The organism is Vibrio hibernica, from assembly GCF_015223435.1.
Classification (GTDB): domain Bacteria; phylum Pseudomonadota; class Gammaproteobacteria; order Enterobacterales; family Vibrionaceae; genus Vibrio; species Vibrio hibernica.
Genome location: NZ_VHKO01000003.1, coordinates 48,226 through 60,344, shown reverse-complemented (window position 1 = coordinate 60,344; position 12,119 = coordinate 48,226). Strand labels below are relative to the sequence as shown.

Sequence of the window (12,119 nt, the reverse complement as noted above, 5' to 3'; positions counted from 1 at the left end):
TTGGACAGAATTTTGTTAACCCTTTAACTCTAAATACGTAAATTTTAGATTAATATTTCTATGGGTTAATGCTTCAATTTGCTGACGATTTAGTGGGTGACTTCATTTACTTATTATCAATTTTTTCACCAGATACTAATATTTTGTTCTTTAAGTCCGCTGCTGCTCGTTTTTTAGACACATCTTCAATATTAGTTTTAGTTGATGCTGAAGTTTCACTGGGATTTCCCAGCATAAATACAGCTAAGCTCAAAGCAAGGAATAGCATAAGGAACCCATTACGAAGACATTGATACGCCGCTTCATTTCTTAACTGACGAATAATATTCATTAGTTCTTGTGCATATAGAGCTTCAACTAAATACGAGTCACCAATTTTCATTTTATTTAATAAATGATCTGTGCCGTATCCATATGTCGCCAATGTTTTAATTGCCCCTAATGCAGTGATCCCTGCCGCAAGCATATAAATCGATGCGACCCCACAAATTATTGATATATACATTGAAAATGGGCTATTTGGTGAAAACTTGACAAATGATCCACTAGCAGCAGCTAACACGGTTAAACTAATACTTAAACCGAGTGTAAATTTAAATGTCTTCTCATCTATTTTTATTGCACGTTCATGTTCTTCCTTAATGCGAATATTTAAGCTATCAGAACCTAGCTCTTTATATCTTTGAGACTTACTAGTTATCTCATTTTCATTACTAATTTTATTTAAAATATTGTTTTTGCTTTTCAAGAAAGGAAATATTGGAAAAAGTTCTTCAAAAATACGATAAATAAAGTTCATTATTTTCCCTCTGTCAGCCAAGTGGCAATATCTATATCAAATCTCCTATCTGAATTCACAAGCCAGCCCCACTCTCCAGTTGGATTAATTTCAACAAAAGTAAATTCACCATTACTTAAGAGAAGATCAATTGCCCCAAAGTTAAGTTTCAGTTTACTCAAGAGCTCAAAGCAGTGGTTTTCAATATCCTTTGGAAGCTTTATTTCTGTATATTCAACCAAATCACGATTAATTGTACGCCAATCCTCTTCTATCCCATGACCTTCGGAAGTTATTATTACCGCCACTAATTTATTTCCAATAACAGTTACTCTAATATCAATTTTTTGTGTTACATACTCTTGAACTGTAAGTGGAGCTGAGGACACATTTTGATCATTTAATTCAGAGGGGTCTTTTATAGTTGAATATGTAAACAGGCAATCATTGGACTCTCGAAGCAATATAGTATCCAGAGATTTTATTATTATTTTCTGCTTAAACCTTTGGAACTTATCAGCATCATTACCAATTAATGTTGTAGGTATTTTAAAACCAATATCTTGGGCTAAGATTAGTTGGTAAGCTTTTGTTTCAGCGAGATATGTAGCTTCTGGTCGATTCAACCAAGCAGCATTTTCAAAAATAACCAAACTCCTTAAAAAACCCATCCATTGACTTCGAGATAACTGCTCATCTATTGTTAAAGAGTTACTTGGTGTATTTCTTAAAAAAACAGGCTGTCTGTAATAAATAGATTTAGTTGCTGAAGTGACTTGGTAGATTTCCCCATCAACTCTAACTTCTAACAATTTATTTTCTATATCTATAGTTGAACGGTAGGTAGTAAAGTTTTCCTTGTTAAGCCGAAAATAGTTAACCCCTCGATTCTCCAACTCTTGTACAACAAGGTCAGTTGAAAAGTCATAAATGCTTGAGACTATAAGGACATCGACTATCATTCTCCTTTTTGATCCTCACCTGTTTCTTGATCACACTTTTTTGAAACTAATGCACCATATTTTGATCCTGGTGATACAAGGGGTTCACTTCCGGATAACCAATAACCTTTAGCACTATCAAAAATAGCATTTTCGGGCATCTCAGGTGATATTGAATAGGGTTTTCTTTTAGCTAACTCAATTAATATGTGTTGAGACATAAAACTTAACTCCATGTTGTAATTTATGGCGAATTATTACCCAGACACCTTGAATCATACTGATGCAAGGTGTGAAACAGATAAATACCATATATCAGTAAAATTAGCACCATACATGCTCAATATTCAACCAAGATGAATAGTATGTAAATTAGTAAGGATCGGGTAATGCAAACACAAAATGGATATAAAATAGTTAGTAATACGCTTTAACAGATTCTGAACTACGCTCCTTCGTCGCTATCCAGAATGACAACTTCTGACTAGCCTCGAGGTATAAATAAGTATTAAGTCTCCACAACGTCATCCCGTACATGAGCCTAGGCGAAGAAGATACGGGATCTCCTACCGCGAATTGAGGCTCAACAGTTGTTGGAGATCCTGAACATCGTTCGTTCCTCACTTTTTGAGATGACTATATTTTTAGGCATAAAACAGTTAACAACATCCTTTAGCAGATTCTGAACTGCGCTCCTTTGTCGCTATCCAGAATGACAATGTCTAACTAGTTTTGAGCATAAAGAATACAATTACTGATTCAACCCAAGCTCTTTTTGCAATCGCTTGGTTAATCCTAATGACACTATTCGATACGACTCTTTTAAGTAATAACGCAGTTCTTCATCGGTTTTTGCTTGAGTGTCGAAATGTTGTATCCATTTCATTCCGCGTGAGGCGAAATAAGGCGCGGGTTTATAGCCTTCTTGCTCCTTTAAAAAATCGAAATTTAATTCAGAGGCTTTAAATACATACGCAGGTTTATCTTTCTCGCCCCAACCACCAATCGCGAAAACTTTGCCACCCACCTTCCAAACATGTGCATTATTCCACTGCACCACATAGGTAGTGGATGGAATAGAACGGCATAATTGATTGAATTCATCATATGTCATAGTTTTTCCTATCTCGAATTCACCTATCAAATCATTGCATTACTTTATGCTTTTGATGCAGAAAGGATAAGCATCATTGGTCTTCTTAGTTCATCTTGCATTCCATCAATCGTATCAAGCATTTGTTGCGAAGGTGTTGGTTCTACTAATGCCTTTAATTGAAAACCAGCATTTAATAGTGATGAAATATAATTGGTATAAGTTCGATGGTATTTTTTAACCATACAGCCTAAAAACTCAGTATTGATTAAGCCTTCATGGAAATAGTTATCTAATGGCCAATGTGCTATTTCACCTTGCTCATTTAGTTGCCAATATTGTTTTTCATTCGCGGTAAAAATGGGGTTTTCAACCGAGAATAAAAACACGCCATTAGGTTTAAGTAATCCAAATACCTTGTGGCATAACGCAGCAAAATCTTGCACATAGTGGAATGCCAATGAGCTAATGATCACATCAAAGCTCTTCTCTGGAAAATCAATATCTTCTATCGCTGATTGAATATAACTAATTTTATCACTGGTATTAAACTTAGCTGCTTCGGTAAGCATTTTTTGAGAGATATCGACACCCACAACTTGTGTAGCACCTTGTTCTTGTGCATAGCGGCAATGCCAGCCAAAGCCACACCCCAGATCAAGAACGGCTTTCCCCCTTACATCAGGAAACAAAGCTTTTAGTTGATGCCATTCACCTGCCGCTTCTAAACCTTGTTGAGAACGAGGCATACTTTTGTATTGTTGAAAAAATTCATTATCGTCGTATTTATTTTCTTTCATCTTTATTAATGTCCACCAGTATTAGAAAAAACATTGATCACCATGACGCCTAAAATTATCAAAGCCATGCCTAAAATCGCAGGAAAATCGAGTTTCTGCCCATATAAGAACCACGAAACAATCGCTACTAAGACAATGCCTAACCCTGCCCAGATCGCATAAGCAATACCAACAGGTAAGACTTTCAGCGTCATTGATAAACAGTAGAAGGCAATCAGATAACCCACAACGACAATTAAGGATGGCACTAGCTTAGTAAAACCTTCAGCCGATTTCATTGCAGAGGTTGCTACCACCTCAGAAATAATCGCAATTCCTAAAAACAACCAATGTTTCATATCTTTCCTACACTTAACGTTAGACAACTTACGGTCATATTACGGTAAAGCCCAAACACCATAAATAAAAACATGACGGTGATCTCACTTTAATTTTCACTGATATTTAATAATTTTTATTCTGCATTTTACTATAAATTACAGTGTTTAATACCAATAAAATACAAAATACAAAGCACCATTCTCTTAATTTTGGAATATGATTAGCACTATCGAATGTTTCATTATTGTTAATAAGGTGAAGTATGCATGTAATCGTTTTAGGTGGTGGTGTGCTCGGTGTGGCAAGTGCTTGGTATCTTGCGAAGTCCGGCCATCAAGTTACCGTTATTGATCGCCAAAGTACTGTTGCTCAGGAAACTAGCCACGGTAATGCTGGAATGATTTCTCCCGGTTATAGCTCTCCTTGGGCCGCGCCCGGTGTACCGTTTAAAGCAGTCGGTTGGATGCTACAAGACTTATCACCTTTTATGATTAACATGAAAGAACTCGATGGTTATACCCTGTCGTGGATGACCAAAATGTTAGCCAACTGCAATACCCACAGTTATCAAGTTAACAAAGCACGCATGTTGCGAATTGCGGAATACAGCCGTGATTGCTTTGTCGATTTACGTCGTGAGCTCAACATTGATTATGACGCTCGCCAACTGGGTACTTTACAGTTATTTAGAAAACAAAAACAAATTGACGCGCTACAAAAAGATATTGAAGTATTGAAACAATTGGGCATTGAGCATCAAGCATTAGATATGGCTGGTTGCGTTAAACATGAACCCGCCCTGCAATATGTAAAAGATAAATTTGTGGGTGGTTTGCATCTGCCAGGTGATGAAACGGGAGATTGCTTCAAGTTCACCACTGAACTGGCTAAACAATGTGAACAAATGGGTGTCATCTTTATGATGGATACCCAGATTAACAAACTCAATCAATCGAATGGAAAAATCACCAGTGTCACAACCGATAAAGGTGAGATCCTTGGTGATACTTATTTGTGTGCATTAGGGAGTTATTCTCCTCAAATCCTGAACACCGTTGGTATTAAAGTGCCGATCTATCCGATCAAGGGTTACTCTCTCACACTTCCGATTGAAGATGAGTCGCGCGCTCCTCAGTCCACCATTATGGATGAAACGTATAAAATCGCGGTCACCCGCTTTGACGATCGTATTCGCGTTGGTGGTACAGCAGAAATTGCCTCTTATAATCTTGAGTTACCTGAAAAACGTCGCGCCAGCATTGATTTTGTGGTGCAAGATATGTTCCCCGGTGCTGCTGATGTAGCGAAAGCCGAGTTTTGGACAGGCTTACGCCCAATGACGCCAGATAGCACGCCAATTTTAGGTGGAACTCAGTATTCCAATTTATTTTTAAATACCGGCCATGGCACGTTAGGTTGGACGATGTCGTTAGGCTCTGCCAAGTTTGTGAGTGATATTATTAATCAAAAACAACCCGACATCGATCCTGAAGGTTTGTCTATCGAGCGTTATTATGGCTAGACCAACCACTGCAACCATTGATTTGACTGCATTTCGTCATAATTACCAATTGGCAAAAACACTGGCTAATGGACAACATGCGGTCGCTATTATCAAAGCGGATGCTTATGGGCATGGCGCGGTAAAAATGGCGCATGCGCTAAAAGAGGAAGCAGATGCTTTTGGTGTCGCGTGTATTGAGGAAGCACTAGAACTGCGCCAATCCGGCATTACTCAGCCAATTTTATTACTCGAAGGTTTTTTTAGTCCCGACGAACTGCCGCTAATTGCCGCCAATAACTTCTGGTGCGCAGTACACAGCGTCGAACAAATTGAATATATTGCTCACGCGGATTTAGAGTCTCCTATCACCATTTGGTTAAAAATGGATTGTGGAATGCATCGACTTGGTATTCCTCCCAAGCAATATCAGCTGGCTTATCAAAAATTGAAAGCGCTTTCACAGGTTGAAAAAATCGTCTGCATGAGTCACTTTTCCAGTGCAGATACCGCTTTTGCACCTGATAATATTACCCACCAGCAAATACAACGTTGCCAATCAATATTTGATCAACTCGATGCCGACATTAGCCTTGCCAATAGCGCTGCAACATTAGGATATCCCGAAGCAAGGCAACAATATTTAAGGCCTGGAATTATGCTCTATGGCGCGTCGCCTTATAGTGAACCTCATCCTTTGGCTGATCAGCTACAGCCAGTGATGACATTACATTCTGAAATTATTGCGATACGTGATGTACCGATCAATGAAGCCATTGGTTATGGTCAACGTTTTGTATGCTCAGCCCCAACCAAAGTGGGTACGGTCGCGATTGGCTATGCCGATGGTTATCCGCGTCATGCAAAAGATGGCACTCCGATAATAGTGAATGGACAGCGCACTCGAATTATTGGTCGGGTATCGATGGATATGCTCACCGTCGATTTAACTCATGTTACCGATGTTAAAATAGGTTCAACGGTGGAATTGTGGGGGAAACATCTTCTCGCGACTGAGGTTGCCGAACATTGTGATACGATCGCGTATACCTTGTTTACCGGGATCACTCGCCGTGTTCATAAACGCTACATCACATAAATATCATGTGAGATAACAACAAAAACGATTAGGGCTGGGTGGATATCTATTGGTGTATCAAGTCAACAGTTGTTACTCTATTTCTCAATATGTACTGGACTAAGCAACTGATATGACGACAAATGATAACCATCCATTTCGAAAAGCAACCTTTGGGCTCTTTATTGGCTCTTTCATCTCTTTTTGTAACTTGTATTTATTCCAACCACTCCTGCCTTTAATTGCTGATCATTACTCGGTGTCTGCCACTCAGGTAAACTGGGTGTTAGCCGCGGCTACTTTCACCCTGGCATTATCATTAGTGCCTTGGGCTATCTACTCTGAAAAAATTGGACGTCGTAAAGTTCTATTCATCAGCTTATATGCCTCTCCTGCTGTCGGCTTGCTATTACTTCTTTCAGATCAACTCATGGTACTGATCGCTGTCCGAGCCGTAATGGGTATCGCATTAGCTGGATTTATTGCCGTGGCGGTAGCCTATATGGCAGAAGAGTTTCCACCGAAAGTTTTCATGCTTGCGGTTGGATCTTACATCAGTGCCAATTCGCTAGGCGGGATCACGGGTAGAATTTTCGGCGGTATGGTCGGTGAATACTGGGGCTGGAAAGCAGCCGTAATTGGCATGGTGATACTCAGCCTGATTATTGCCATTATTGTGACATTACTGGTACCGGCACAACGAAATTTCACGATAAAAAATACCAATTTAGCCACACACACTAAAGATGCCTTTCGTCATTTTAAAACACCTTTGCTTTGGTTTGCGATGTTATTGGGCGGGCTTAACTTTGCCTTATTCGTTAACCTATATACAGTAATGGGCTTTCGCTTAGTTGCTGAACCCTTTTCTTTACCGGTAAGTTTAGTCTCCTTAATTTTCTTGTATTACTTAACCGGAACGATCACCTCACGATTAAGTGGCGTCTGGGTGCAATACTTCTCTTCGATTAAAGGAATGGTGTTAGGTACCGTGATCAGTTTGACTGGCATGTTCATCGCTCTTATTCCAACATTACCCGCTATGCTGATCGCCCTATTATTCATCAGCTCTGGTGCGTTTTTTACTCATTCTTTAGCTTATGCTTGGGTTAGCTCAAAGGCAAAAATTGCCAAAGCCAGCGCGACGGCTTTATATCTTGTCCATTATTATGTGGGTGGGAGTTTAGGTGGTTTTTATCTTATTTATTGCTGGCAACACGGTGGATGGCAAAGTGTTGTTTGGGGCGGCAGTGTTATCTATTTAGTCATGCTGTTAATTTGTTTAAAGCTAAAGCACTTAAATCAACAATCTATATAAGCCACCATAACTCAATTGAATTAACGGCAAATCTCCATCCTCTGAATAAAATTTGTTATCATCTGACAAATTTTATTCTCTAGGATCAAAAACCATGCAATTCACACTACTTACTTCTGAATTATTTACCCATTTATACCAAGATATTTCGGAGTTTCGTTTTACTTTTGATCTTCCTATTGCTGATTTAGACAGTCTTGATGATAAAGCCGATACTCTGCATACCTCTTTAGCCATTGAAGAACTTACCGAGCTTGCAGAAGCCGATTGTAAAACAGAGCAAGCCGATGCCATCGTCGATACTGTTTACGTCTTAATGGGTCGTCTTGTTCATCGTGGTGATAGCACCCTTGAAGCGAATATCGGGATCAGTTACATCATTGAATTGTTATTGCATGTGGCTAAAAACCGCGGGATTAATTTTTTACCATGTTGGGATGAAGTCCATTCAAGCAATATGAGTAAAGTGTGCCGTAATGAACAAGAATTTACTGAAACTCAAGCTTTTTATGCTAAGCAAAATGTTGAGTTAGATGGTATTGAAAAAGGCGAATACATCATTGCTAAATGTGCCAAAGATGTCGACATGCAAGGTAAAATTGTCCGTAAAGGAAAAGTACTAAAATCGGTTTATTATCGCCCTGCTGATCTTGCGTCATTGACTCAATAAGCTCTTATTTTTAACGCTTGTTCGATGAATCTCAATCTGACACTTCCATTCAAACGGCAGATTCAACCACGAATTGAAGATTGATAAAACGATAGATAAAAAAAAAGCCTGTCTAAAACTAGGCAGGCATAGATGTTGTGATTGTAATAACAACAAATAGGACGAGAATGTATCTCTATAGATAATGCGATTTCTGTGCCAACTTTTAAATCACCGACAAAAAACCCATAACCAATTGAAAATTAATGATAATAAAATAACTCATATTCATTTATTCATTAAATCCACTCTACCAACGTTTCTCTTGCCTACTCGTTGCACCACTTTTTATTTTACTTGCCTCTAAATTGATCATCGAATTAATCAATTAATAGATAAGCACTCTGCTCAATCTCCACCTTTCTAATTCGAGTCTCAAAGACTTGAGAAAGTAGCTCTGCGTTCATTATGATTGTTGTCTTGCCTTGTGCTTTCAGAATGCCTTGCTTGAGCACCACAACAGTATCGGAATGATGTAATGTTCGATTAAGATCATGATTTGCCATTAATACCGCCAGCCCTTTACTTGCCATTAAATCAATCAACTTATAAAGCAATCCTTGTTGACCTACATCTAATGGTGCGGCAGGTTCATCTAAAATTAATAATTTCGCTTGTGGGTTTAGCTCTGGCCAGACTTGCAAACACATACCGGCCAAACGCACTCGTTGCCACTCACCACCGGAAAGCTGACGAGTCTGCCTCTCTAATTTATTGGCGATACCTAATAATTGAGTAATCTCTCCCATTGCCTTTGCAACATCGGAAGCCTGTGCAGAAAGAGGGATCGATAAGGAAAGATAATGAGCAACCGACAAACTAAACGCCGATTGAAACTGTTGAGGTAAATATGCTCTCTGGTTAGCGAGCGATGCTAACGTTTGTGAGCGGATATCTTTGCCATCAATACGGATAGAACCTTCGCAAGCTAATAGACCAGAAACGGCTTCAAGAAGTGTGCTTTTCCCACTACCGTTTGGGCCTATCACATGCACTATCTCTCCAGCTTGAATGCTCAAAGACATTGGCATTAACCTTGGTGATAATGAAATAGAATCAATATCAATCATCTAATGTATGGTATCCATCTTTGTATTTATGAGTTATATACCCTAAGTAATTAGCGTTGTAGTAAGCCGGGTATATTAATGCTGATCATAGTTGCGTAATAGCATCCATATGAAAATTGGAGCGCCAATACTGGTCGTTACTACACCTAAAGGTAATTCCGCAGAGTGTAGCGATATCCGCGCAAGTAAATCAGCAAGAACCAGTAATGTCGCTCCAGAGAGTGCGGCCATTGGTAATAAATAACGGTTTTCACTGCCCAAAGTTAATCGAATCAAATGTGGGATGACTAAGCCGATAAAACTAATAACACCCCCAATCGCCACCGAGCATCCAACTAAAATGGCGATAACAACAATTAACTTCCAACGTAAATGAATAACGTTTAAACCTAATTGCTGGGCATGCTTCTCACCAAGCATCAATAAATCTAAATCCCGACCTCGGCTGCATAGCCATACAATGCAAGGCAGCATTAAAACAACCACACTAAGCTGTTGCCATGTTACACCACCGACACTGCCCATTAACCAGTACATTAAAATACGTAGATTAAAATTGTCGCTGAAATAAAATGCCCACGTTACCGCAGAGCTCGATAATATGCCTAAAGCAACACCAACTAGCAGTAATCTTGCGGTAGTAAGCTTCATCGCTTTAGCCAAACCTACGATGATAAAGGTAAAAACGAGCGCGCCTGCTATTGCCGCCAACATAGTGCCAAACACACCGGCCAACATAGGAAAGCAAAATAATAAGATCACCATGGCTAAGCTCGAACCACCAGATATTCCGATGATCCCCGGTTCTGCTAATGGATTACCTAATAGAACTTGCAATGTTGCGCCCGATACCGCCAATGCAGCACCGATAACCATAACGGCAATTAAGCGTGGTAAACGTAAATTAGCAAAGATTTGTTGTTGGAATTCAGACCATGGGAAAGTCCAAGGCAATGTCACCTCTCCAATCTTGAGGTAAGTTACGCTGAGAATGCACATTAACATCGCCATAATAAAAAAAGGTTTTTGCCAACGTGCTTGTTTAAAATCCATTAATTGATGGTATTGCATTTTTACCTTCGCAACCTATCGCTACATCTTGATCGAATTAACCGCAGCATTTTATTTCGCGGCGATTTTGAGTAAGTCATCCGAGCCTCTCATCAACTTTAATTGATTATCATGGCTGCCTTTCGGGATAAAGACAGACACTCTACGCCGATCCGTTTTTGCATGCTCTAAAAGTGCTGCCAATTGTGAGTAGTCATTGTACTGCTCACGGTCGGCATCCCTTCGACATAAATCAATAAACTCAAATGGGCAGTCACGCGGGTAAAGCACTAATTCTGATTGTTGCATTAAGCGTAATGACTTAATCGACAATAGCTCTACATCATCAGCATACTCAATCCACACTTGCGATCCTGTTACGCATGACTTTTGATCAAGAATTTGATTATAAAGAACCTCAAGATCTTTTCGGTCTGTCGCTTTATCTATTATTGGCGAGGTAAAAAACTGTTCCCAAAACTTACGTCGTTCATCAACCGATCCTAATTCGTCTTTTATGCTGTTTCGTTTTGAGGCGCCAAAATCAGCTAGCAGGGAAAGGTTTTGGGGCAAAATAGATTCTAATTTTTCGCGTAAATAACGGATTAATACCGGTGATGCGCCACCACTTGAAATGGCAATTTGTATTCGACCTCGGTTAATCATCGAAGGCGTAATGAAATCGCAATAAGGTGTGTCATCGACAACGTTGACCAGAATATTCTGGGCTTTTGCGTCCAAATGAACTTTATGATTCAGTTCCGGATTATCCGTTGTTGCCCACACCTGAACATAATCAACCAACATATCCGTTTGATAAAAAGACTGTACCCATAATAGCAATTCTTGTTCGGCGAGTTGATATAAATGTTTATGCACTTGGGGTGAAATAACAGTTACCTTAGCGCCAGCACGAAGTAGCATGTCAACTTTACGACAAGCAACGTCTCCACCACCAACAACCAGTACTGGTTTATTGTTGAGATCGATAAAAATTGGAAAATAACGCATCAGGATCCTTATATTGGGATAAACAGCACATTTAGATATTACCAAAATTGTGCAAATTAGTAACACACGATCGATATCACAAACAATTTTGCTTCGAAATTTTCTGAAAAAAACAGAAAAAACGCTAAAACACCCTATCCCAACAATTAATAATTTTATTAATACTCAACTTTCCAGAATTAATACAACAATGTTCACTAATGTCGCAATATTGCACTATTTACATCGAATTTACATTTGTCCATTCTAATCTTATTGAAGGATTTGTGATTTCACTCAAACACATATTGCTATATTCCGTTTGTGAAATCCCCATTCTTTCCTACGCTTAAGTAGTTAGGAATGTGTTTGGTTATAAGAATTTTAAACTGAACACATCGACCATTAAGATAAGTGTTCTAACAAAGCATTTTACTTGAGTAATTATTCACAGAGACCCCTCAACCAGT

The 12,119-nt window shown here is 39.1% G+C and carries 13 protein-coding genes; 4 read left to right on the top strand and 9 right to left on the bottom strand.

Annotation, left to right across the window (positions count from 1 at the left end; genetic code table 11):
• Positions 1 to 106 precede the first annotated feature (106 nt).
• The 6 genes from FH976_RS02405 to FH976_RS02380 all read right to left on the bottom strand — a co-directional run bounded on the left by FH976_RS02405 (position 107) and on the right by FH976_RS02380 (position 3,950).
• Positions 107 to 799, bottom strand: coding sequence for a hypothetical protein (locus tag FH976_RS02405; RefSeq protein WP_194089325.1), 693 nt, complete (start codon positions 797 to 799; stop codon positions 107 to 109).
• The gene (locus tag FH976_RS02400; RefSeq protein WP_194089324.1) at positions 799 to 1,740 is read right to left on the bottom strand and encodes a RimK-like protein; all 942 of its coding nucleotides are present in this window, start codon (positions 1,738 to 1,740) and stop codon (positions 799 to 801) included. The genes FH976_RS02405 and FH976_RS02400 overlap by 1 nt, the downstream gene beginning before the upstream one ends.
• The gene (locus FH976_RS02395) at positions 1,737 to 1,940 is read right to left on the bottom strand and encodes a hypothetical protein (protein ID WP_194089323.1); all 204 of its coding nucleotides are present in this window, start codon (positions 1,938 to 1,940) and stop codon (positions 1,737 to 1,739) included. Before FH976_RS02395 ends, FH976_RS02400 begins: the two co-directional genes overlap by 4 nt.
• A 530-nt stretch (positions 1,941 to 2,470) precedes the next feature.
• The gene (locus tag FH976_RS02390) at positions 2,471 to 2,833 is read right to left on the bottom strand and encodes an MmcQ/YjbR family DNA-binding protein (protein ID WP_194089322.1); all 363 of its coding nucleotides are present in this window, start codon (positions 2,831 to 2,833) and stop codon (positions 2,471 to 2,473) included.
• Positions 2,834 to 2,877: 44 nt separating this feature from the next.
• Positions 2,878 to 3,612: a class I SAM-dependent methyltransferase gene (locus FH976_RS02385; protein ID WP_194089321.1), complete on the bottom strand. Its 735-nt coding sequence runs from the start codon at positions 3,610 to 3,612 to the stop codon at positions 2,878 to 2,880.
• A gap of 5 nt (positions 3,613 to 3,617) precedes the next feature.
• Positions 3,618 to 3,950 (bottom strand): DMT family transporter, encoded by a 333-nt coding sequence (locus FH976_RS02380; protein WP_194089320.1) that lies wholly within the window; start codon positions 3,948 to 3,950, stop codon positions 3,618 to 3,620.
• 245 nt (positions 3,951 to 4,195) lie between these two features.
• Here FH976_RS02380 and FH976_RS02375 point away from each other — a divergent pair, with 245 nt between their 5' ends.
• The 4 genes from FH976_RS02375 to FH976_RS02360 all read left to right on the top strand — a co-directional run bounded on the left by FH976_RS02375 (position 4,196) and on the right by FH976_RS02360 (position 8,500).
• Positions 4,196 to 5,455, top strand: coding sequence for a D-amino acid dehydrogenase (locus tag FH976_RS02375; RefSeq protein WP_194089319.1), 1,260 nt, complete (start codon positions 4,196 to 4,198; stop codon positions 5,453 to 5,455).
• Positions 5,448 to 6,533, top strand: coding sequence for an alanine racemase (alr, locus tag FH976_RS02370; RefSeq protein WP_194089318.1), 1,086 nt, complete (start codon positions 5,448 to 5,450; stop codon positions 6,531 to 6,533). The genes FH976_RS02375 and alr overlap by 8 nt, the downstream gene beginning before the upstream one ends.
• A gap of 112 nt (positions 6,534 to 6,645) precedes the next feature.
• A complete protein-coding gene (locus FH976_RS02365) occupies positions 6,646 to 7,830 on the top strand; it encodes an MFS transporter (protein ID WP_194089317.1) in 1,185 nt (394 codons plus the stop codon).
• Between the two features lie 94 nt (positions 7,831 to 7,924).
• Positions 7,925 to 8,500, top strand: coding sequence for a nucleoside triphosphate pyrophosphohydrolase family protein (locus FH976_RS02360; protein WP_194089316.1), 576 nt, complete (start codon positions 7,925 to 7,927; stop codon positions 8,498 to 8,500).
• A gap of 359 nt (positions 8,501 to 8,859) precedes the next feature.
• Here FH976_RS02360 and btuD read toward each other — a convergent pair whose 3' ends face one another.
• The 3 genes from btuD to FH976_RS02345 form a co-directional block, all read right to left on the bottom strand.
• On the bottom strand, positions 8,860 to 9,609 hold the full coding sequence (gene btuD / locus FH976_RS02355) for a vitamin B12 ABC transporter ATP-binding protein BtuD (RefSeq protein WP_194089315.1): 750 nt from the start codon (positions 9,607 to 9,609) through the stop codon (positions 8,860 to 8,862).
• 75 nt (positions 9,610 to 9,684) lie between these two features.
• A complete protein-coding gene (gene btuC, locus FH976_RS02350; protein ID WP_194089314.1) occupies positions 9,685 to 10,680 on the bottom strand; it encodes a vitamin B12 ABC transporter permease BtuC in 996 nt (331 codons plus the stop codon).
• A gap of 51 nt (positions 10,681 to 10,731) precedes the next feature.
• On the bottom strand, positions 10,732 to 11,670 hold the full coding sequence (locus FH976_RS02345) for a precorrin-2 dehydrogenase/sirohydrochlorin ferrochelatase family protein (RefSeq protein WP_194089313.1): 939 nt from the start codon (positions 11,668 to 11,670) through the stop codon (positions 10,732 to 10,734).
• Positions 11,671 to 12,119 lie beyond the last annotated feature (449 nt).